The sequence below is a fragment of the Streptomyces luteosporeus genome, assembly GCF_039532865.1.
Taxonomy (GTDB): Bacteria; Actinomycetota; Actinomycetes; order Streptomycetales; family Streptomycetaceae; genus Streptomyces; species Streptomyces luteosporeus.
Window position 1 is genome coordinate 70,033 of record NZ_BAAASL010000027.1, and the last position, 21,940, is coordinate 91,972.

Sequence of the window (21,940 nt, forward strand, 5' to 3'; positions counted from 1 at the left end):
CGCTAACCGCCCCTGCGGCGAGTCGGCGCGGGCGGGGCGCGTACCCTCATTGGTCGTGAGAACGGAGCGAGCCGCAGGCGACCTGGCGTGCACCGTACGCGGCCTCGTCAAGACGTACCCCACCGCGCGCGGCGGCAGCCGCGTACGCGCCACCGACGGCGTCGACCTCGACGTCCGCCGCGGTGAGATCTTCGGGCTGCTGGGCCCCAACGGCGCCGGCAAGACCACGCTCGTCCGCCAGCTGACCGGCCTGCTGCGCCCCGACGAGGGGACGATCGGCCTCCTGGGGCACGACCTGGTGCGCCACCCCGAGCGGGCGGCGCGCCTGATCGGGTACCTGGGGCAGTCCTCCACCGCCCTGGACGAGCTGACCGTCGCGCTGGCCGCCGAGACCACCGGCCGGCTGCGCGGGCTGTCGCTGCGCGCCGCCCGCGCCGAGCGCGACGAGGTCCTCGACGAGCTGGGGCTGGGCGCGATCGCCGCCCGGCCGCTGAAGAAGCTCTCCGGCGGGCAGCGGCGCCTGGCCACTTTCGCCGCGGCCCTGGTGGGCGAGCGCCCGCTGCTCGTCCTGGACGAACCCACCACCGGCATGGACCCGGTCGCCCGCCGCGCGGTGTGGTCGGCCGTGGACCGGCGGCGCGCCGAGCGCGGCACCACGGTGCTGCTGGTGACCCACAACGTGATCGAGGCGGAGACGGTCCTCGACCGGGTCGCCGTGCTGGACGAGGGACGCATCATCGCCTGCGACACCCCGGCCGGGCTCAAGCAGCTGGTCGGTGACGAGGTCCGGGTGGACCTGGTCTGGCGGGCCGAGCCCCCGCTGGAGGTGCCGGAGGTGGCCGCGCTGCGCGAGGCGGCGCAGGAGACCGGCCGCCGCTGGTCGCTGCGGCTGGCCCCGGCGGACGCCCGTGCGGCCGTGGCCGCGGTTACCGGTGGCCCGGCCTTCGCGGCGCTGGACGACTTCACGCTCGCCACGCCGAGCCTGGAGGACGTCTACCTGGCGCTGGGCGGCGACCGTTCGCAGGGGCTGGTGAAGGGATGAAGAGGAGCTGTCGCCGTTGAGTGCCGTGTCCGCCGAGGCGGTGTCCGGTCGGGTCCGGGTCCAAGGCGGGGGCCGGCCGCGGCCCGGCCGGGAGGCGGCGTTCCCGCTGGCGCCCGCCGCGCGCCTGCTGCCGGCGCTGGCCGCGGTCTACCGCGCCCAGCTCTCGCGGGCCCGGGTCGCCCGGATCCCGCTGCTGTTCGTGGCGACCTTCCAGTCGGTCGGCATCATGGTCCTGATGCGCGGGGTCGTCGACGGCGGCGACGCGGCGCGGGCGGTGGTGGCCGGCTCCAGCGTGCTCGTCGTGGCGTTCGTGGCGCTGAACCTGCTCGCCCAGTACTTCGGCCAGCTGCGCGCGAGCGGCGGCCTCGACCACTACGCCACGCTGCCGGTGCCGCCCGCCGCGGTGGTGCTGGGCGCGGCGGGTGCGTACGCGTCGTTCACCGTGCCCGGCACCGTGGTGACGGCGGTGGTGGGCAGCGTGCTGTTCGGGCTGCCGCTGGGGCACCTGTGGGTGCTGGCGGCGGTGATCCCGCTGTCGGGCGCGGCCCTGTCCGGACTGGGCGCGGCCCTGGGCCTGCTGGCGCCGCGCCAGGAGCTGGCGACGCTGTGCGGCCAGCTGGGCATGTCGGCGGCGCTGCTGCTGGGCGTGCTGCCGGCCGCCCACCTGCCGGCCCCGATCGCGTACGCCCGTGACCTGCTGCCGTCGACGTACGGCGTGGAGGCGCTGGCGCACAGCTTCGACGCGCGCCCCGACTGGCTGCTGATCGCGGTCGACCTGGGGGTGTGCGCGGGTGTCGGCGTGCTGTCGCTGGCCGTGGCCACCTGGGCCTACCGGCGGGCGGCGGTGCGGTGACGCGCCGCGAGGACCCTCCTGCCGGTGGAGCCGGCGCCGCGGCCTGGCACGATGGCGGTGTGAGCGCACCACTGACCCCTCCGGGCGACCCCTCCGCCGGTCACGACCGGGCACCGGAGCCCGCCCCCGCCTCCCCGCCGGCCGCGCCGGCCCCGCACGACGACGCCGCCCGCGAGGCCGCCCGGGCCGAGGCCCGGGCCGAGCTGCGGACGGCGGCGGTCGTGCTGGCGGCGGTGACGGTCTGCGGTGTGCTGCTGGGCCTGCTGTGGGTGTGGCTGGCGCCGCGCGTGCCGCTGATCTCCGACGGCAAGGCCGTGTACCTGAAGAACACCGAGGGCGAGCAGGCGATCGGCGCGGACGGCTGGTTCGGGCTGCTCGGCGTGGGCTTCGGCGCGCTCAGCGCCGCGGCGGTGGTGTGGGTGCGGCGGGTGGGCGGCATCGCGGTCGTGGTCGCGCTCGCGGCCGGCTCGCTGCTGGCGTCGCTGATCGGCTGGCGGCTGGGCGTGTGGCTGGGCCCCGCGCAGGACGTGGTCGCCCACGCGAGGGCCGTGGGCAAGGGCGTGGTCTTCGACGCCCCGCTGAAGCTGGCGGCCAAGGGCATGCTGCTGGCCTGGCCGCTGGCGGCGATGGCCGTGCACCTGGGGCTGACGGCGCTGTTCGCACCGAAGGACCCGGAGCCGCTGGAACTGCCGCCCAGCTGATCTTCGTCACGGCGCCCCGCCAGGGGCGCGGGGCGGTGCCGATCTGCGGCTGCCGCCGCGTGGGCGCAACACGCACCCCGTCTGCGGGTGCGTCGTGGCCGATCGCGCAGTTCCCCGCGCCCCTGACGGGGCACTGCACCAGCCCACGGCGCCCCGTAGGGGCGCGGGGAACTGCGCGATCGGCCACGGACGGCCCGCACCCGAGACGCAACCCCGGCCGCCGGGCGGCACCGCCCCGCGCCCCTTACGCGCTCAGCCCTTCAGTTCCGCCAGGAAGCCCAACGCCACCCGCCACGCGTCCTCGGCCGCCTCGGCGTCGAAGTCGGGCAGGTCGGGGTCGGTGAACAGGTGGCCCGCGCCCGGGTAGCGGTGGACCTCCACGTCGGCGCCGGCCCGCTGCATGCGCAGGTACCAGGCGTTGAGCCAGTCGTGCGGCTCGAACGGGTCGGGGTCGGCCACGTGCAGCTGGACGGGCAGGTCGTCCACCGAGGCGTCCTCCGGCAGGTCGGAGGTGCCGTGCAGGAGCAGCAGGCCGCGGGCCCGCTCGTCGCCGAGGGCCAGGTTCTGCGCGATCGAGCCGCCGAGCGAGAAGCCGGCGTAGACCAGGCCGCGGGCCGAGAGCGGGGCGGCCGCCCTGACGGCGCGGCGCAGCAGCTCCTCCCGGCCGATCTCGTCCTTGATCTCCATGCCGTCCTCGACGGTGTCGGCGGTGCGGCCCTCGTAGAGGTCCGGTACGTGCACCTCGTACCCGGCCGCGCGCAGCCGGTCCGCCGCGGCGTGCACGGCCGGGCGCAGACCGTAGGCCGAATGGAAGAGCAGGATCGTGGTAGGGGAGTCCTGGTCCGAGGTTGTCAACGTGGTCACTTCCTTAACTGCTGGATCGCGTGTCCCCATCGTGCCAGTTACGGTCGGGGCAGGGACGCGCGCCGGCAGGTCGCCGGAAGGAGCTGAGGCCCATGGAGGACGTGCTGCGTCCCCTCGCGGTCGTCGGCGGCGCGCTGTTCGTCACGCTCGTCGTCGGCTGGATCGCCGACCAGGTCGTCCGCCGGATCGCCGGGCGGCACCCCGAGGATCCGCTGTGGCCGTTGCTGCGCCGCTGCCGCATGCCGCTGCGGCTGGTGCTGTGCGCGGCGCTGCTGCGCGGCGGCTACACCTCGCTGCGCATGCCCGCCTACCGGGAGACCGTGGTGGGCCAGGTGCTGACGCTGGTGCTGATCGGCGCCTGCGCGTGGCTGGCGGCGCGGCTGGCCACGGCGGTGGTCGAGGCGGGGTACGCGCGGTACGCGGCCGGGGCGCGGGACGCGGCCCGGATGCGCCGGGTGCGCACCCAGGTCACCTTGATCCGCCGCGTGGTCACGGCCGTGGTGGGCGTGGTGGCGGTCGCGGCGATGCTGCTGACCTTCCCCGGCATGCGGGCGGTGGGCACCTCGATGCTGGCCTCGGCCGGCCTGATCGGCATCGTGGCCGGTGTGGCCGCGCAGTCCACGCTCGGCAACCTCTTCGCGGGGCTGCAGATCGCCTTCGGCGACATGGTGCGCATAGGCGACACGGTCGTGGTGGGCGGCGAGTGGGGCACCGTCGAGGAGATCACGCTGACCTATCTCGTCGTCAAGACCTGGGACGAGCGCCGGATCACCATGCCGGTGTCGTACTTCACCGGCCGGCCCTTCGAGAACTGGTCGCGCGGCAATCCGCGGATGACCGGCACGGTCTTCCTGCACCTGGACCACACGGCCCCCATCGACCTGATGCGCGAGCACCTGCACCGGCTGCTCAAGGGCGTGCCGGAGTGGGACGGGCGGGCCTGGAGCCTGGTGATCACCGATACGACGCCGTCGACCATCCAGGTGCGGGCCCTGGTGACGGCCAAGGACCCCGACGACGTGTGGACGCTGCGCTGCGTGGTGCGCGAGGAACTGGTGGCCTGGCTGCGCCGGGAGCACCCGTACGCGCTGCCGCGCATCAACACCGCGCCCGCGCCGGGCCTCGACGACGCGCCCGACCGCCGGCAGGCCTCGCCCACCTCGGACGACATCGGGCCGGGCCCCGGCACCACGTGAGGCATCCCCGAGACGGTCCGGGGCGGTGCTAGGCGGCCGCCTGTCAGATGCCGCGCAGGGTCCGCTCGTCCAGGTGCCGCAGCACCCGGTCGACGACCTCCGGGTCCATGCCCGCCTCGCTGCGGGCCGCGATGACCTCGCGCCGGGCCGCCGACAGCAGCTCGGCCTGCACCCGGTGCAGCGTGCGCAGCCGGGCGACGCGCTGCGCCTGCGCCTCGCGGCGCTCCTCGTCGACCATGTCGGGGCTGATGCGCGCGCCGATGTCGTAGGCCCGCCGGCCGAGCGCCTCCATCATGTCCTCCGAGAGGTCCTCGGCCTCGACGATCTCCATCAGCCGGTGCCGGGCCGCCTTCGCCGCCCGGGCGGCCAGCTGCCGCTCCAGCTCCCGGCCGGCGTCGGTGTCCTCGCTGACGCCGAGCACCTTCACCAGCCGCGGCAGGGTCAGGCCCTGGACGACGAGGGTGACGATGATGACCGCGAACGCGATGAAGAGGATCTCCGAGCGGGCGGGGAAGGCGGACTTGTCCTGCTTGGTCAGCGGGATGGCCAGGGCGAGGGCGACGGTCGCCACCCCGCGCATGCCGGACCACCAGGCCACCACCGTCTCGCGCCAGCTGACCAGGATCTCCTCGTCGACGTCCCGCCGCTTGTGCAGCTTCTTCGTCAGCCAGGCGGCGGGCAGCAGCCACAGCAGCCGTACGCCCACGACCACCGCGACCACGCTGCCGCCGATGGCCAGCATCTCGCCCCAGCGGCCGGAGGCCGTGCTGACGGCGTTGTGCAGCTCCAGGCCGACGAGGCCGAAGGCGACGCCGGTGACGAGGGTGTCGACGACCTCCCAGAAGGTGTGCCCGGCCAGCCGGCCCAGCACGTCGTCGGGGTCGTGCGTGTACTCGGCCAGGTACAGCGCGGTGGTCAGCACGGCCAGCACGCCCGAGCCCTTGAGCTCCTCGGCCAGGACGTAGGAGACGAACGGCACCAGCAGGGTCAGGCCGATCTGCAGGGTGGCGTCGCCCAGGACGGTCATCAGCCGCCGCGCGGCCCAGCCCAGGCCCAGCCCGACCGCGACGGCCACCACCGCCGAGAGCACCAGCGCGCCGATGGCCTGCGGCACCGAGAAGGTGCCGCTGACGGCCGCGGCGATGGCCACGTGGTAGAGCACGATGGCCGTGACGTCGTTGAAGAGGCCCTCGCCCTCCAGGATGGACACCAGGCGGCGCGGCAGGCCCAGCTCGCCGGCGACGGAGGTGACGGCGACCGGGTCGGGAGGCGCCACCAGCGCGCCCAGGGCCACGGCGGCGGCCACGGAGATGCCGGGCACGATCACGTTGGCCACGGCGGCGACGGCCGCGGTCGTGACGAAGACCAGCGCGACCGCCAGCAGGAAGATCGGCCGTTTGTTGACCGCGAACTGCCGCCACGAGGTGCGCTGGGCGGTGGCGTACAGCAGGGGCGGGAGCACCAGCGGGAGGATGTACTCCGGCGGGATGTCCACGTTCGGCACGAACGGCAGCAGGGCCAGGACGATCCCGCCGATCGTCATCAGGACCGGGGACGGCACTCCCAGCCGGTCCCCCAGCGGCACTGTGACCAGCGCGCCGAGCAGGAGGACGAACAGCAGGGCGAGCTGGTCCACGGATCCCCTCCGGACGGGTCGGTGCGATCGGACAGACCTCCTCCAGCCTGCCTCAACCGCGCCCCGCCCGCCCCACGGGCCCCTGGCGTCATGCGCTCTCGGCGCGCACCCTGTCCAAGGCGTACTGCAGGTCGTCCGGGTAGGCGCTCTCGTACTCCACCCAGCGGCCGTCCGAGGGGTGCTCGAAGCCCAGCCGCACCGCGTGCAGCCACTGACGGGTCAGCTTCAGGCGCTTGGCCATCGTCGGGTCGGCGCCGTACGTCAGGTCGCCGACGCACGGGTGGCGGTGCGCGGACATGTGCACGCGGATCTGGTGGGTGCGGCCCGTCTCCAGCTTGATGTCCAGCAGGCTGGCCGCCCGGAACGCCTCGATCAGGTCGTAGTGGGTGACCGACGGCTTGCCGTCGGCGATGACCGCCCACTTGTAGTCGTGGTGCGGGTGACGGCCGATCGGCGCGTCGATCGTGCCGCTCATCGGGTCCGGGTGGCCCTGCACGAGGGCGTGGTAGCGCTTGTCGACCGTGCGCTCGCGGAACTGCTGCTTCAGCAGGGTGTACGCCCGCTCGGACTTGGCCACCACCATCAGGCCGGAGGTGCCCACGTCCAGGCGGTGCACGATGCCCTGGCGCTCCGCGGCACCCGAGGTGGAGATGCGGTAGCCCGCCGCGGCCAGGCCCCCGATGACGGTCGGGCCCGTCCAGCCCGGGCTGGGGTGCGCGGCCACGCCCACCGGCTTGACGATCACGACGATGTCGTCGTCGTCGTGGACGATCTCCATGCCCTCCACGGGCTCGGCGACCACCTGCACCGGCGCCGGCGGCGCCGGCATCTCGACCTCCAGCCAGGCCCCCCCGGTCACCCGGTCGGACTTCCCCGCCACCGCCCCGTCCACCTGGACCTTGCCCGCGGCGGCCAGCTCGGCGGCCTTGGTGCGGGAAAAGCCGAACATTCGGGCGATCGCGGCGTCGACGCGCTCGCCCTCCAGGCCATCGGGTACGGGGAGGGCGCGGGTCTCGGGAATCGTGCTCACCAGTCGAGTATGACGGACGGGCGCACGGCGCCCGTCCCGGGCTCAGTCGTTGTGGACGGTGCCGTCCGGGTCCAGGCCCCGGAACGACAGGATCACGATGAGGATCCCGCCGCAGACGATCGCCGAATCCGCCAGGTTGAAGACCGCGAAGTGCGCGGGCGCAATGAAGTCCACCACGCCGCCCTCGAAACCACCCGGCGAACGGAACAGGCGGTCGGTGAGGTTGCCCAGTGCCCCGCCGAGCAGCAGGCCCAGCGCGACCGCCCACGGCAGGCTGTACAGCTTGCGGGCGATCCGGGCGATCGCCACGATCACCGCCGTGGCGATGACCGTGAAGACGATGGTCATCGCCTCGCCGATGCCGAACGCCGCACCCCGGTTGCGGATCACCTCCAGCTGCAGCCACGTGCCGATCACCCGGATCGGATCGTGGTGCTCCAGATGGGCCACCACCAGCAGCTTGCTGCCCAGGTCCAGGAGATAGGCCAGGGCGGCCACCACCAGCAGCACCGCGATCCGCCGCCGGCCCCTGGGCCCGGCCTCCCCGCCGGCCGCCGCCTCGGTGGGCCGTCCCGTCTGTTCCGCCTCAGTCACGTGAGTCCCTGGAGTGTCGTCCTGCTGACTGAGGACGAGGGTACGGCACGCGCAGGGGGGCCGGTCAGCGGCGTTCCTGCCGCTGCTTGCACTCCACGCACAACGTGGCCCGCGGGAACGCCTGCATCCGCGCCTTGCCGATCGGATTGCCGCAGTTCTCGCACCGGCCGTACGTACCGGCCTCCAGCCGCTCCAGCGCCCGCTCCGTCTGCACCAGCATCTCGCGGGCGTTCGCCGCCAGGGCCAGTTCGTGCTCCCGGGTGATGTTCTTCGTCCCCGTGTCCGCCTGGTCGTCACCGGCCCCGTCGCCGGAATCCCGCATCAGACCGCTGATCGCCGCCTCCGACGCCTCGATCTCCGACCGCAACCGCACCATCTCGTCCATCAGGAGCGTACGGGCCTCCGCCACCTCCGCCGGCGACCAGGGCTCCTCCCCCGGCCGCACCACGAGCTCCCCCGGAACCACCGTCCGGGCCCCCGGAACCTTCGCACCCATGGTCTTCTTCGCAGCCACCGTCCTGGCTCCCGTCTCTTCAGCGGGCACCGCCGTCGCCGCCGGTGCGGACTCCTCGGCCGCAGCGGCCGGGGCGGCCGGGGCCTTCTTCGCCACGGAACCCCCACGGGCCCGCGCGGTGCCCTCGGCGGCCTGCGCCTCGGTCACCGTGGCAGTCTTCCCCGCAACGGCCGACTTCCCCGCCCCCGCCCCCTTTTTGGCCGATGCGACGTACTCGGCGGACCCAGCCGCCCCTGCCGTCCCGGCGCCCGCCGCCTTCTTGCCGGGTGCGGCCTTCTTGGCGGGGGCCGCCGTCCGGCCGACCGCTGCCTTGCCGTCCGGCGCCTCGGCCCGCGCTGCGGCAGAGCCGACCGCCTTCTTGGCGGGTGCGGCCTTCTTGGCGGGGGCCGCCTTCTTGGCGGGGGCGGTCTTGGCGCCGCCCTCCGCCGGGGCTGCGTGTTCAGGGTGCACGGCCGTCTTCTTGGCCGTCGCCTTCGTGCGGGCCCGCGCCGCGACCGGGCCGGCCGCCTTCTTCCCGGGCGCAGCCTTGGCAGCCGCCTTCGCCGCTGCCGCGCCCTCGGACGGCGCGACCGCCGCCTTCTTGGCTGCCGCCTTCTTCGCGGGGGCCGCTTTCTTGGCCGCCGTCTTCTTCCCGGCTGCCGCCGATTCGGCCGCTTTCCTCGCGGGGGCGGCCTTGGCCGCCGTCCTCTTCGCGGGGGCCGCCTTCTTTCCGCCACCCTGCGCCGCCGGCGCGGCCGCCGCCTTCTTCGCGGCACCCGCCCGGGACGGGGCCGGCGCTGCGGCCGAGGCGGCCGCCTTCTTGCCGGGCACGGCCTTCTTCGCTGCCGCCTTCTTCGCGGCGCTCTTCGCGGGCGGGGCCGCCGATGCCCCGGCTCGCGCTGCGGCCGAGGCGGCCGTCTTCTTCCCGGCCCCCGCCCCGGAGGGGGTCGCCGCCGAGCCCGCCGTCTTCTTCGTGGGGGCCGCCTTCTTGGCCGCCGCCTTGCCGGGCACGGCCTTCGCCGACTTGCGCGTCGTCGACTTTTCCGCCATGCCGCTACCCCTTCACATTTTATGATCTTGCGCGCAAATCGTGCGGGAACGATAAATCGGCGCACGGCATGCGGCAACGGGGCACGCCGGTCCGGGGGCGTGCGCCCCGCCTCCGGCCCTCAAATCGGTCGGCCGCCCAGGCGTGCGCCCCGTACACTGGGGCGCAGCGAAAGGCGTCGATGGGACCAGTAGCGCCGCACGCAGCCAGCAGCGAGCCGGGGACGGTGGGAGCCCGGAGGTGTGCGCGGTCGTGAAGATCAGCCCGGAGCCGCCGGAGGAACGCCCCGTCCGGGGTCAGTAGAACCGGCATCGCGGCCCAATGAGGGGGCCGGGGACGGCATGCACGCGTCCGCGGCCAAGGAGGGTGGTACCGCGGGAGCGCGACGGCGCGTCTCGTCCCTCCGACGGACAGCGCACCAATCGTCCCGCCGGAGGAGCCGATGACGCAGTACCGCCAGGTACCCGCACAGGTCGACCTGCCCGCGCTCGAGCACGCCGTGCTCGAGTTCTGGCGTGAGAACAAGACCTTCGCCCGTACCCTCGAGCAGTCCGAGGGCCGTCCCGAGTGGGTCTTCTACGAGGGCCCGCCGACCGCGAACGGCATGCCCGGCGCCCACCACATCGAGGCGCGCGTCTTCAAGGACGTCTTCCCCCGGTTCCGGACGATGCAGGGCTACCACGTGGGCCGCAAGGCCGGCTGGGACTGCCACGGTCTGCCGGTGGAGCTCGCCGTCGAGAAGGAGCTGGGCTTCTCCGGCAAGCAGGACATCGAGGCGTACGGCATCGCCGAGTTCAACGCCAAGTGCCGTGAGTCGGTGACCCGCCACACGGACGCGTTCGCCGAGCTGACCACGCGCATGGGCTACTGGGTCGACCTCGACGACGCCTACCGGACGATGGACCCGGACTACGTCCAGTCCGTCTGGTGGTCGCTGAAGGAGATCTTCAACAAGGGCCTGCTCGTGCAGGACCACCGCGTGGCCCCCTGGTGCCCCCGCTGCGGCACGGGCCTGTCGGACCACGAGCTGGCGCAGGGCTACGAGACGGTCGTGGACCCGTCGGTCTTCGTGCGCTTCCCGCTGACGTCCGGCCCGCTGGCCGGCGAGGCGTCGCTGCTGGTGTGGACGACCACCCCGTGGACGCTGGTGTCGAACACGGCGGCCGCGGCGCACCCCGACGTCACCTATGTCGTGGCGACGGACGGCACCGAGAAGCTGGTCGTGGCCGAGCCGCTGCTGGAGAAGGCCCTCGGCGAGGGCTGGACGGCCACCGGGCAGTCCTTCACCGGCCGCGAGATGGAGCGCTGGGCCTACCGCCGCCCGTTCGACCTGGTCGAGCTGGAGGGCGCGAACTTCGTCGTCAACGCCGAGTACGTCACGACGGAGGACGGCACCGGTCTGGTGCACCAGGCGCCCGCGTTCGGTGAGGACGACCTGAGGACCTGCCGCGCCTACGACCTGCCGGTCGTGAACCCGGTCCGCCCGGACGGCACCTTCGAGGAGGGCCTCGGCCTGGTCGGCGGCCTGTTCTTCAAGAAGGCCGACGAGAAGCTCGTCGCGGACCTGTCCGAGCGCGGCCTGCTGTTCAAGCACATCGCCTACGAGCACAGCTACCCGCACTGCTGGCGCTGCCACACCGCGCTGCTGTACTACGCGCAGCCGTCCTGGTACATCCGGACGACCGCGATCAAGGACCGGCTGCTGCAGGAGAACGAGAAGACCAACTGGTTCCCCGAGTCGGTCAAGCACGGCCGCTTCGGCGACTGGCTGAACAACAACATCGACTGGGCGCTGTCCCGCAACCGCTACTGGGGCACCCCGCTGCCCATCTGGCGCTGCGAGGAGGGGCACCTGACCTGCGTCGGTTCGCTGGCGGAGCTGTCGGAGCTGACCGGCACCGACCGCAGCGGCCTCGACCCGCACCGCCCGTTCATCGACGAGGTGACGTTCACCTGCACGGCCGAGGGCTGCGCGCACACCGCCGTCCGCGTGCCGGAGGTCATCGACGCCTGGTACGACTCGGGCTCGATGCCGTTCGCCCAGTGGGGCTACCCGTACAAGAACAAGGAGCTGTTCGAGAAGCGCTACCCGGCGCAGTTCATCTCCGAGGCCATCGACCAGACCCGCGGCTGGTTCTACACCCTGATGGCGGTGGGCACGCTCGTCTTCGACAAGTCGTCGTACGAGAACGTGGTCTGCCTCGGGCACATCCTGGCCGAGGACGGCCGCAAGATGTCCAAGCACCTGGGCAACATCCTCCAGCCGATCCCGCTGATGGACCAGCACGGCGCGGACGCCGTCCGCTGGTTCATGGCGGCCGGCGGCTCCCCGTGGTCGGCGCGCCGCGTCGGTCACGGCACGATCCAGGAGGTGGTGCGCAAGACGCTGCTCACCTACTGGAACACCGTCGCCTTCCAGGCCCTGTACGCCCGGACGTCCGGCTGGGCGCCGAGCGGGGCCGACCCGGCGCCGGCCGACCGCCCGCTGATCGACCGCTGGCTGCTCGGCGAGCTGAACACGCTCACCGACCAGGTCACGCAGGCCCTGGAGGCCTACGACACCCAGCGCGCGGGCAAGCTGCTGTCGTCGTTCGTCGACGACCTGTCCAACTGGTACGTCCGCCGCTCGCGCCGCCGCTTCTGGCAGGGCGAGCCGGCCGCGCTGCGCACGCTGCACGAGGTCGTCCGCACGGTCACGCAGCTGATGGCGCCGCTGGTGCCGTTCATCACCGAGCGCGTGTGGCAGGACCTGGTCGTGCCGGTGGAGCCGCAGGCCCCGGACTCCGTCCACCTGTCGTCGTGGCCGCAGGCCGACAGTGCGCTGATCGACCCGGAGCTGTCGAAGCAGATGGTGCTGGTGCGGCGCCTGGTCGAGCTGGGCCGCGCCACGCGCGCCGAGTCCGGCGTCAAGACGCGCCAGCCGCTGTCGCGCGCGCTGGTCGCGGCGGCCGGCTTCGAGTCGCTGGGCGAGGAGCTGCGGGCACAGATCGCCGAGGAGCTGAACGTCTCCTCGCTCGCCTCCCTGTCCGAGGTCGGCGGTTCGCTCGTCGACACGACGGCGAAGGCGAACTTCCGTGCCCTGGGCAAGCGCTTCGGCAAGGGCGTGCAGGCGGTGGCCAAGGCGATCGCCGCTGCCGACGCGGCGGCCCTGTCGCTGGCGCTGCGCGAGGGCACGGCGGCCGTCGAGGTCGACGGCGAGCGGGTCGAGCTGGCCCCCGACGAGGTGATCATCACCGAGACGCCGCGCGAGGGCTGGTCGGTGGCCTCCGACTCGGGTGCCACGGTGGCCCTCGATCTGGAGATCACCCCTCAGCTGCGGCGCGCGGGCCTGGCCCGCGACGCGATCCGCCTGATCCAGGAGGCGCGCAAGAACAGCGGCCTGGACGTGGCCGACCGCATCGCTCTGCGGTGGCAGTCGTCCGACGAGGAGACGGTGACCGCGCTCGGTGAGCACGCGGGCCTCATCGCGGACGAGGTCCTGGCGACGGACTTCTCCTCCGGTGACGCGGACGACTCGTACGGCGAGCCGTTCACCGACGAGGGCCTCGGACTGACGTTCCGCCTCCGTAAGGCCTAAGCAATCGGGTGAACGAAGGCCCCCGGCGCGCAGCGCCGGGGGCCTTCGTCGTTGCCATGAGGTGACGAAATGGGCCGGGCCCCTGGGAATCCCAGGGGCCCGGCCCATGTGTGCCGACGGGCTGGGCCCGTCAGTTGTCGTCCTCATCGATGAGGAACCCGCGCATCGGCGACGGCGCCTGCATCGGCTGCGGGCCCTGCGGCCGCACCGGTGCCATCGGCTGCGTCATGGCCGGCGACATCTGCTGCTGACCGCCGTACGACGGGGTGCCCGACGACGGGCCGCCGTGGCCGCCCATGGTCTGGTTGCCGCCCATGGAGTTGCCACCCATGGAGTGGCCGCCCATGCCGGCACCGGCCGGAGCCATCGACCCGCTCATGGAGGGGGCCGGCGGCAGCGACGCGGCGGCCGGGGTGCGCGGCGGGGCCAGCGAGTCGTCCGCCTGGTTCTCCAGCTGGCGCAGCTGGCTCTCCAGGTAGGACTTCAGTCGCGTGCGGTACTCGCGCTCGAAGCCGCGCAGGTCCTCGACCTTGCGCTCCAGCGTGGCGCGGGCGGACTCCAGGGAGCCCATGGCCACGCGGTGCTTCTCCTGCGCGTCCCGCTCGAGGGCGTCCGCCTTGGCGCGGGCGTCGCGCTCCAGGCCCTCGGCACGGCTGCGGGCCTCGCCGACGATCTTGTTGGCCTCGGAACGGGCCTCCGCGATCGCCTGATCGGCCGTCTGCTGAGCGAGGGAGAGGACACGGGCTGCGCTGTCGCCACCCGGGCCCTGGCCCGGCTGCGGCAGCTGGGGACCGCCCATGGGACCGTTCTGGCCCATGGGGTTCTGCCCCATCGGTCCGTTCTGTCCCATGGGTCCGCCCATCGGGCCACCCATCGGACCGTTCTGTCCCATCGGGCCGGGACCGTGCGGGCCCTGGGGACCGTGGCCGTGGCCGCCGGGGCCGGCCGGCAGCTGCGGGGCACCGCCCGGAAGCTGCGGCGGGCCGCCCATCTGCTGCTGGTTCGGCGGCACCGGCTGCGGTCCCGATATGGCGGCGGGCACCGGAGCACCAGGACGCTGGTCCTGCGGCTCGGGCTTGCGCATGGCCTGCTGCTGGTTCTGCGCGGCGGCACGCGTTGCGGCGGCCAGCTTGGCGCGCAGGTCCTCGTTCTCGCGGAGCAGGCGGGTCAGTTCTGCCTCGACCTCGTCGAGGAAGGCATCGACCTCGTCCTCGTCATAGCCTTCTCGGAGGCGGACGGTCGTGAACTGCTTGTTCCGCACGTCCTCGGGGCTCAGCGGCATCTCTTCTTCACCTCAACGTTGTCGTCGGCAATCGGCAAGACCGTATCGTTCACAGCCGCGTTCACAGCCGGCTCACGACGGTGATCAGGATGTAGACGATGATCATCAGTACGAAGAAGGACAGGTCGAGCGCTACGCCCCCGAGACGCAGCGGCGGGATGACCCGCCGCAGAAGCTTGAGTGGCGGATCGGTGACAGTGTAGGTGGCCTCGAGGAGCACCACCATCGCCTTACCGGGTTGCCATGAGCGGGCGAACTGGAAGACGTAGTCCATCACCAGTCGGAAGATCAGCACGATGAGGAAGCAGTACAGCGCGATGTAGATCACCTGCTGTGCGATGCCCATCTCGCGCTTCCCTCTCCCCTTGCTCGTACCGTGGCCTGACTGGCCGTTGTCCGGATTGCCCGGACTTGCGTCTCAGCTCTGGTTGAAGAACCCACCCTCTGCGATGCGGGCTTTGTCCTCCGCCGTGACATCGACGTTAGCAGGAGACAGCAGAAACACCTTCTGCGTCACCCGCTCGATGCTCCCGTGAAGTCCGAACACCAGACCGGCCGCAAAGTCGACCAGACGCTTCGCGTCGGTGTCGTCCATCTCGGTGAGATTCATGATCACCGGAGTGCCCTCGCGGAAGTGTTCCCCGATGGTACGGGCCTCGTTGTAGGTCCGAGGGTGCAACGTCGTGATGCGGTAGGGCTCCCGCTCGGACACAACCTTGGGCATGATCACCGGTGCGTTCTTCTCCAGAGAGTGGCGTTCGGGTGTGATGGACGACACGGGGGCGATTCGGGCGGGTCGTCCCGTTTCCGCTGTCAGCGGAGCGGGTTCGCGCTGCGCGGGCGGCTGGGCGACTCGAACCGGTTCGTCCGATTGCGTCTGTTGTGCTTGATGTGCCTGGTGCTGCCGGCGCCGGTCCGGCTCCGGCTCGGGCTCGAACTCGTCGTCGGGGTCGAACCCCGGGCCGTCGTACCCATCGTCCTCCACGAGGCCGAGGTAGACCGCCATCTTGCGCATCGCGCCGGCCATTCTCTGCGTCCTCCGCTCTGTGGTGGATCGGCTCCGTCAACGGCGCCCGGATCCACGTGGTCCGCCCGCCTTTTGGCGGGAATGACCATATTTTCTGCTGTGGTCCGACTTCCTGGCGACGTTACCCGAGCCGGGGTCGGACTCCGAGTACCGCCGAGCCGACACGTACATGTGTCGCACCGGCCCCAATGGCGTCCTCGAGATCCGCGCTCATCCCTGCGGAGACCATGTTCCCAGCCGGATGGGTCGCGCGCAGGTCCGTTGCGATTTCCATCAGCCTGTCGAACGCGGCCCGGGGTCTGCCCGCGAACTCGCCCGCGAGCGGAGCGACCGTCATCAGCCCTGCCACTCGCAACCCTTCCGCCTCGGCGATCGCATCGGCCAGGGCGAGGACGCCGCCGGGTGCGACGCCCCCTCTCTCCCCGCGCTCCTGCGTTCCGGCGTCGAGCGCCACCTGGATGAGGCAGCCGAGCTCCCGGCCGGCCCGGACGGCCGCGGCCGACAGGGCCGTGACCAGTCTGTTCCGGTCAATGGAGTGCACCATGTCGGCGTAATTCACCACCGACCGGACCTTGTTCGTCTGCAGCTGACCGACGAAGTGCCAGGTAAGGGGCAGATCCGAGCACTGTGCGGCCTTGGGTGCGGCGTCCTGGTCGCGGTTCTCCGCGACGTGACGCACCCCCAGCTCGGCGAGCAGGCGCACGTCGCTCGCCGGGTAGGTCTTGGTGACCACGATGAGCGTGACCTCCTCGCGCGAGCGGCCGGCCGCGGCGCAGGCGGTGGAGATACGTTCCTCCACCCGGGCGAGGTTCTCGGCCAGCTGGTCCTTGCGGTCCGTCATGCCGCCTCCCCCAGCCAGACGTAGCTCGCCAGCCGGCCCGTGGTGCGCTCGCGCCGGTAGGAGAAGTGGTCCGCGGACTCCAGCGTGCACACGCCGGACCGCCCCGCGACCTCGACACCCGTTCGGCCCAGCTGGGCCTCGACCCCGGCGGCGACGTCCACGGCCGGCGTCCCCTGCCGGGTGGTGGCCCGGGCCTCGGGCACCACCGCGGCGACCTCGGCACGCATCGCCTCGGGCACCTCGTAGCACCGGCCGCACACGGACGGGCCGATGTGGGCGACGATCCGGCCCGGCTCCGCGCCCAGCTCGATCATCCGCGCCACGGTGTTCGGCACCACCCCGGCGACCAGGCCGGGCCGGCCCGCGTGCGCCGCGCCGGTGACGCCGGCCACCGGGTCGGCCAGCAGCACGGGGGTGCAGTCGGCGGTGAGCACCGCGAGCGCCAGGCCCCGACGGGTGGTCACGACCGCGTCGACCGCCGGGATTTCCCTGCTTCGCCACGGTCCGTCCACCACGGCCACGTCCGCGCCGTGTACCTGGTTCATCCAGACGACCTGCGCCGCGTCCAGGCCGAGGGCCTCGGCCGCGCGCGCACGGTTGGTCCGTACGGCGGCGGGGTCGTCGCCGACCGCGCCGCCGAGGTTGAGCTCCGCATACGGAGCGGCGCTCACTCCGCCCCACCGGGAGGTGAAGGCGAAGTGCGCGCCGCTTGCGTGTGCCACGTGGTGTACGGGGGGCACGATGTGCTGTTGCCCTATCACTCGGTGCCGGTCAGCCGTTCCTTGAGGAGCCGTCGGGCCTGGTGCCGTCGGGCGCGGGGTCACTTCAGGAAGTCGGGGACGTCCAGTTCCTCGGCGGTGGAGTCCTGGTAGGGCCGGGCCGGGGGCACCTGCGGGGAGGCGACCGGCGGCGGGGGGACCTCGGCGACCGGCGCCGGGTCGGCCGGAGCGGGCTCCTCGGTGCGCGGGGTGACGTTGCCCAGCCCGCCGAAGGACGGACGGGCCGGCTCCGGCGCGGCGACCGGGCGGGAGACGGGCGCGGCCGGGGCGCTGTCCTCGCGGGCCGAGCCGTAGGTGGAGCCGAGCACCTTGTCGCGGCTGCCCTTGGCCGGCGGCTGGCCGCCGTCGAAGCCGGCGGCGATGACCGTCACGCGCACCTCGTCGCCGAGGGCGTCGTCGATGACGGCACCGAAGATGATGTTGGCCTCGGGGTGGGCGGCCTCGCTGACCAGCTGGGCGGCCTCGTTGATCTCGAAGAGGCCGAGGTCGGAGCCGCCGGAGATGGACAGCAGCACGCCGCGGGCGCCGTCGATGGACGCCTCCAGCAGCGGCGAGGAGATGGCCATCTCGGCCGCCGCCACCGCGCGGTCGTCGCCGCGGGCGGAGCCGATGCCCATCAGGGCCGAGCCGGCCTCGGACATCACGGACTTCACGTCCGCGAAGTCGAGGTTGATCAGACCCGGGGTGGTGATCAGGTCGGTGATGCCCTGCACACCGGACAGCAGCACCTGGTCCGCGGACTTGAACGCGTCGAGCACGCTGACCTGGCGGTCCGAGATGGACAGCAGCCGGTCGTTGGGGATGACGATGAGGGTGTCGACCTCGTCGCGCAGGCTCGCGATGCCGTCCTCGGCCTGGTTGGCGCGCCGGCGGCCCTCGAAGGTGAACGGGCGGGTGACCACACCGATCGTCAGGGCGCCCAGGGAACGGGCGATGTTGGCGACCACGGGCGCGCCACCGGTGCCGGTGCCGCCGCCCTCGCCGGCGGTGACGAAGACCATGTCGGCCCCCTTGAGGACCTCCTCGATCTCCTCGCGGTGGTCCTCGGCCGCCTTGCGGCCGACATCGGGGTTCGCGCCGGCGCCGAGGCCGCGCGTGAGTTCGCGGCCGACGTCGAGCTTCACGTCGGCGTCGCTCATCAGCAGGGCCTGTGCATCGGTGTTGATCGCGATGAACTCGACGCCCTTGAGACCGACCTCGATCATCCGGTTGATGGCGTTGACGCCACCGCCGCCGATGCCGACGACCTTGATGACTGCGAGGTAGTTCTGCGGTGCTGCCACGTCGAAGGCCTCTCGCCTCGAGTTACGTATGCCTGGGGGCGGTTCTCAATGCCGACCCGAACCCTAACGTTGAAGTTTAGGGTTACCGGTGCCACTGTTCCCTGGGTTCTCTGAACCAGGACACTAAGTCGACAAGCGGCGCGTCTTCAACGAACACGCCGAACCTCCCGTTTTTCTTTTCACCCTATGTGATCACCCATAGCCGTAGCCAACCAGGGTGCTGGCCGGTCGCTCCCGGCGTCAACTCCCGGACACCGCAGGGGCGGCCGGAGCGCTGACGTCGAAGCGCTTCGCGCCCTGCGCGGCCTTCATCAGGGCAACGAGGGTACGGGCCTTGGCGTCGCCGCGCTCCCCGCTGCCCCAGACCACCGTCCGATCCCCCGTCAGTTCCACGGTGATGGCGTCGTACGAGCGTACGCGGATGACCTGGGTGTCCTTGCGCACGGCGGGGGGCAGGCCGGCGGCCACCCGGACCGCCTCGCGCTCCAGCCGCTCGGTGCCGAAACGGCGATTGCTGGGCGAATCGTCCTGTTCGACCACCAGGCGCGGCACGCCCGGGCGGGCCCGGTCGACTGTGGCGAACCGCACGCCCGCGCTGTCGATTTCGATGTACTTACCGCCCTTTTCGAGCAGGGCCTTGGGCTGTCGTTCGGTCACTTTCAGACCGATCGTGTGCGGCCAGGACCGCTCGACATCGACCGAGGCGATGCGCCGCAGCCGGGCGAGCAGCCGCGCCTCGACGGCGTCGCCGTCCACGGCGACCAGGGGCTGACCGAGCGGCACCTCGGCGGCCTCGCGCACCTGGTCGGGCGTCAGCGTGGTGGTGCCACTGACCTCCACACGAGTGACCCGCAGCCAGCTGGAGCCGTACAGCACCCACACGACCGCCCCGAGCACCGCCAGCCCGGCGCCGGCCCGCAGGAGCAGGCCGCGGCGCCCGAGCGGGGCCGTACGGCTCCTGCCGCCCCGCCGGGTGCGGCGGGGCGGCAGGAGTGCAGGGAGCAGGCGGAGGCGGCCGCGGGCCGGCCGGGCGGGGCGGGCGGGGCGGGTGGGCCGGGCCGACGCCTTGGCGCCTGCGCCCGGCCCGGACTTCTTCGCGGCGCCGGCGCCCTTCGCGGCCTTCGCCTTCTTCTCACCGCCGCGCCGGGCGGTCGTCGGTCCGGCCACGCTCCCAGCCTCCTGCTCCTACGGGTCGTCAGCCCGCCCTGCGCGCTGCGGCGACCGCCTCGTACACCATGCCGACGAGCAGCTCGTCGGCGTCGCGCCGGCCGAACTCGGCGGCGGACCGGGACATCTCGTACAGCCGGTGCGGGTCGGTGAGCACCGGGAGCACGTGGGACGTCACCCACTCGGGGGTGAGCTCGGCGTCGTCGACCAGCAGGCCACCGCCCGCCTTGACCACCGGCTGGGCGTTGAGCCGCTGCTCGCCGTTGCCGATGGGCAGCGGGACGTAGGCCGCCGGCAGGCCGACGGCGGACAGCTCCGCGACGGTCATCGCGCCCGCGCGGCAGAGCATCATGTCGGCCGCGGCGTACGCGAGGTCCATCCGGTCAACATACGATACCGGGACATAGGGGGGCATTCCGGGCATGTTGTCCACGCGCGGCAGTTCGTTCTTCGGGCCGACCGCGTGCAGCACCTGCACCCCGGCGCGCTGCAGGAACGGCACGACGTTCTGGACGACCTCGTTCAGCCGCCGTGCGCCCTGGGAGCCGCCGGAGACCAGCAGCGTGGGCAGGTTGGGGTCCAGCCCGAAGGCGGCCCGGGCCTGCGGGCGCATGGCGACCCGGTCCAGGGTCGCGATCGTGCGGCGCAGCGGGATGCCCACGTAGCGCGCATTGCGCAGCTTGCTGTCCGGGGTGGACACCGCGACGGCCGAGGCGTAGCGCGAGCCGATCTTGTTGGCCAGGCCCGGCCGGGCGTTGGCCTCGTGGACGATGATCGGCACGCCCAGCCGCTTGGCCGCCAGGTAGCCGGGCAGGGCCACGTAGCCGCCGAAGCCGACCACGCAGTCGGCCCGCGTGCGCTCCAGGATCTGCTCGGCGGCCTTGATCGTGCCGCGCAGCCGCCCGGGGACGGTGATCAGCTCCGGGGTGGGCTTGCGGGGCAGCGGCACCGCCGGGATGAGCCCGAGTTCGTAGCCCCGCTCGGGCACCAGGCGGGTCTCCAGGCCCCGCTCCGTGCCGAGCGCCGTGATCCCCACGGTCGGGTCCTGCCTGCGCAGGGCGTCCGCGAGGGCGAGCGCGGGCTCGATGTGGCCGGCGGTCCCCCCGCCGGCGAGTACGACATGCACCGAAATTCACCGCTCTCCGGACGGTCGCTTCTTGACGCGCCGTCTCATCGTCTTCCATCTCACCCCAGGCTGCCGCATGGCCAGTGCCGCCCGCGCACCGGGTTCGTCGCGTGCGAAGGCGATGAGCAGCCCGATGGCGAACATGGTCGGCAGCAGGGCGGACCCTCCGTAGGAGAACAGCGGGAGGGGGACGCCGGCGATCGGCAGCAGGCCGAGCACCGCACCGATGTTCACCACGGCCTGTGCCGTGATCCAGGTGGTCACGCCTCCCGCGGCGTACCTCACGAAGGGGTCCTCCGTGCGTCCGGCCACGCGGATACCCGCATAGCCTAGAGCCGCGAACAGGGCGAGCACCGACAGCGTCCCTGCAAGCCCCAGCTCCTCGCCGGTGATGGCGAAGATGAAGTCGGTGTGGGGCTCGGGCAGTTCACCCCATTTCTCCACACTCGCCCCGAGACCGGCACCGAACCAGCCGCCGTTGGCCAGCGCGTAGATGCCGTGCACGGCCTGCCAGCACTGGTCGTTGACCCCGGGGTCGGTGGCGCCGATGCACTCCAGGCGGGACATGCGGTTGGCGCTGGTCTTGATGAAGAGCATGGCCAGGGCGGCGGTGACGCCGAAGACGCCGGCGAACAGCCGGGTGGGGGCCCCGGCGATCCACAGCAGGCCCAGCAGCACGGCGGTGAGCACCACGGTGGTGCCCATGTCGCCGCCCAGCATGATCAGGCCCAGCAGCAGGAAGGTGACCGGCACCAGCGGCACCAGCAGGTGCTTCCACTGGCCGAGCAGCTTCTTGGAGTGCTTGCGGGCCAGCAGGTCGGCGCCCCACAGGACGAGGGCGAGCTTGCCGAACTCGCTGGGCTGCAGCTGGAAGGGCCCGCCGAGGGAGATCCAGTTGGTGTTGCCGTTGATGGTCTCGCCGATGCCCGGCACCTGCACCAGGCACAGCAGGAAGACGGAGACGGCCAGCAGCGGGTACGCCAGCGCCCGCAGCAGCCGTACGGGCGTACGGGCCGCCGCGAGCAGCAGCACGGTGCCGATGGCGGCGGCCAGCAGCTGTTTGCGGAAGAAGTAGCTGGGTGCCAGGCCGTTCTGCAGGGCCTTGATCTGGGAGGCCGAGTAGACCATCACCAGGCCCAGCACGATGATCAGCAGCGAGCCCCCGAGCACGAGGTAGTAGGCGGTCAGCGGCCGGTCCCAGGCCCGCCGGGCCCGGGCGTGCAGAGCGCGCAGGCCGCCGGCGCCGCCGCGCCCGGGGCGCCGGGGCGAGGGGGCGCCGAAGCCGCGGCCGGCCGGCCGCGGGGCCCGTGGGGGCCGGGAACGGGCCGCCTGGCCGCGCAGGGCCGTGCGGGCACCGAGCGGCGTCATGGCGTTCTCGGCGTGCTGCGCGTGCATTCCGGG

At 72.8% G+C, this 21,940-nt stretch carries 19 protein-coding genes; 5 read left to right on the forward strand and 14 right to left on the reverse strand.

Features of this window, described 5'->3' with window-relative positions:
- Window positions 1–55 precede the first annotated feature (55 nt).
- From ABD361_RS27645 to ABD361_RS27655, 3 genes are read left to right on the forward strand one after another with little or no spacing between them, the layout of a single operon-like run.
- Complete coding sequence (locus tag ABD361_RS27645; RefSeq protein WP_425583340.1) at window positions 56–1,042, forward strand: ABC transporter ATP-binding protein; 987 nt, start codon at window positions 56–58, stop codon at window positions 1,040–1,042.
- Window positions 1,043–1,058: 16 nt separating this feature from the next.
- Window positions 1,059–1,895, forward strand: a complete 837-nt coding sequence (locus ABD361_RS27650) for an ABC transporter permease (RefSeq protein ID WP_344439226.1) — start codon at window positions 1,059–1,061, stop codon at window positions 1,893–1,895.
- A 59-nt stretch (window positions 1,896–1,954) separates the two neighbouring features.
- Window positions 1,955–2,596: a hypothetical protein gene (locus tag ABD361_RS27655; RefSeq protein WP_344439227.1), complete on the forward strand. Its 642-nt coding sequence runs from the start codon at window positions 1,955–1,957 to the stop codon at window positions 2,594–2,596.
- 252 nt (window positions 2,597–2,848) lie between these two features.
- Here the strand turns inward: ABD361_RS27655 and ABD361_RS27660 are convergent, their stop codons facing one another.
- Window positions 2,849–3,451: a dienelactone hydrolase family protein gene (locus tag ABD361_RS27660; protein ID WP_344439229.1), complete on the reverse strand. Its 603-nt coding sequence runs from the start codon at window positions 3,449–3,451 to the stop codon at window positions 2,849–2,851.
- 101 nt (window positions 3,452–3,552) lie between these two features.
- On the opposite strand from ABD361_RS27660, the gene ABD361_RS27665 reads away from it, so the two are divergent.
- Window positions 3,553–4,656, forward strand: a complete 1,104-nt coding sequence (locus tag ABD361_RS27665) for a mechanosensitive ion channel family protein (RefSeq protein WP_344439230.1) — start codon at window positions 3,553–3,555, stop codon at window positions 4,654–4,656.
- Window positions 4,657–4,699: 43 nt separating this feature from the next.
- On the opposite strand, the gene ABD361_RS27670 is transcribed toward ABD361_RS27665, so the two are convergent.
- From ABD361_RS27670 to ABD361_RS27685, 4 genes are all read right to left on the reverse strand, one after another.
- A complete protein-coding gene (locus ABD361_RS27670) occupies window positions 4,700–6,292 on the reverse strand; it encodes a Na+/H+ antiporter (RefSeq protein ID WP_344439231.1) in 1,593 nt (530 codons plus the stop codon).
- Between the two features lie 88 nt (window positions 6,293–6,380).
- Window positions 6,381–7,322, reverse strand: coding sequence for an RluA family pseudouridine synthase (locus tag ABD361_RS27675; protein ID WP_344439233.1), 942 nt, complete (start codon window positions 7,320–7,322; stop codon window positions 6,381–6,383).
- A 42-nt stretch (window positions 7,323–7,364) separates the two neighbouring features.
- On the reverse strand, window positions 7,365–7,916 hold the full coding sequence (gene lspA, locus ABD361_RS27680) for a signal peptidase II (protein ID WP_344439235.1): 552 nt from the start codon (window positions 7,914–7,916) through the stop codon (window positions 7,365–7,367).
- 64 nt (window positions 7,917–7,980) lie between these two features.
- Complete coding sequence (locus ABD361_RS27685; protein ID WP_344439236.1) at window positions 7,981–9,459, reverse strand: TraR/DksA family transcriptional regulator; 1,479 nt, start codon at window positions 9,457–9,459, stop codon at window positions 7,981–7,983.
- A gap of 440 nt (window positions 9,460–9,899) precedes the next feature.
- Here ABD361_RS27685 and ileS point away from each other — a divergent pair, with 440 nt between their 5' ends.
- Window positions 9,900–13,034: an isoleucine--tRNA ligase gene (gene ileS / locus ABD361_RS27690; protein ID WP_344439238.1), complete on the forward strand. Its 3,135-nt coding sequence runs from the start codon at window positions 9,900–9,902 to the stop codon at window positions 13,032–13,034.
- A gap of 130 nt (window positions 13,035–13,164) precedes the next feature.
- On the opposite strand, the gene ABD361_RS27695 is transcribed toward ileS, so the two are convergent.
- From ABD361_RS27695 to ftsW, 9 genes are all read right to left on the reverse strand, one after another.
- A complete protein-coding gene (locus ABD361_RS27695) occupies window positions 13,165–14,316 on the reverse strand; it encodes a DivIVA domain-containing protein (protein ID WP_344439239.1) in 1,152 nt (383 codons plus the stop codon).
- A 61-nt stretch (window positions 14,317–14,377) separates the two neighbouring features.
- Window positions 14,378–14,662, reverse strand: coding sequence for a YggT family protein (locus ABD361_RS27700; RefSeq protein WP_086567466.1), 285 nt, complete (start codon window positions 14,660–14,662; stop codon window positions 14,378–14,380).
- 72 nt (window positions 14,663–14,734) lie between these two features.
- Window positions 14,735–15,343 (reverse strand): cell division protein SepF, encoded by a 609-nt coding sequence (locus ABD361_RS27705; RefSeq protein WP_344439244.1) that lies wholly within the window; start codon window positions 15,341–15,343, stop codon window positions 14,735–14,737.
- Between the two features lie 121 nt (window positions 15,344–15,464).
- Window positions 15,465–16,184, reverse strand: coding sequence for a YggS family pyridoxal phosphate-dependent enzyme (locus tag ABD361_RS27710; protein ID WP_344439246.1), 720 nt, complete (start codon window positions 16,182–16,184; stop codon window positions 15,465–15,467).
- Window positions 16,181–16,945: a peptidoglycan editing factor PgeF gene (gene pgeF / locus ABD361_RS27715; RefSeq protein ID WP_425583341.1), complete on the reverse strand. Its 765-nt coding sequence runs from the start codon at window positions 16,943–16,945 to the stop codon at window positions 16,181–16,183. The genes ABD361_RS27710 and pgeF overlap by 4 nt, the downstream gene beginning before the upstream one ends.
- A gap of 59 nt (window positions 16,946–17,004) precedes the next feature.
- The gene (gene ftsZ, locus ABD361_RS27720; RefSeq protein WP_344439249.1) at window positions 17,005–18,246 is read right to left on the reverse strand and encodes a cell division protein FtsZ; all 1,242 of its coding nucleotides are present in this window, start codon (window positions 18,244–18,246) and stop codon (window positions 17,005–17,007) included.
- Window positions 18,247–18,486: 240 nt separating this feature from the next.
- Window positions 18,487–19,413, reverse strand: a complete 927-nt coding sequence (locus ABD361_RS27725; protein ID WP_425583342.1) for a cell division protein FtsQ/DivIB — start codon at window positions 19,411–19,413, stop codon at window positions 18,487–18,489.
- Window positions 19,414–19,441: 28 nt separating this feature from the next.
- Window positions 19,442–20,539 carry an undecaprenyldiphospho-muramoylpentapeptide beta-N-acetylglucosaminyltransferase gene (gene murG, locus ABD361_RS27730; protein WP_344439251.1) on the reverse strand — a complete coding sequence of 366 codons (1,098 nt, stop codon included), beginning with the start codon at window positions 20,537–20,539 and terminating at the stop codon, window positions 19,442–19,444.
- A gap of 6 nt (window positions 20,540–20,545) precedes the next feature.
- Window positions 20,546–21,907, reverse strand: coding sequence for a putative lipid II flippase FtsW (gene ftsW, locus ABD361_RS27735; protein ID WP_344439275.1), 1,362 nt, complete (start codon window positions 21,905–21,907; stop codon window positions 20,546–20,548).
- Window positions 21,908–21,940: the final 33 nt, after the last annotated feature.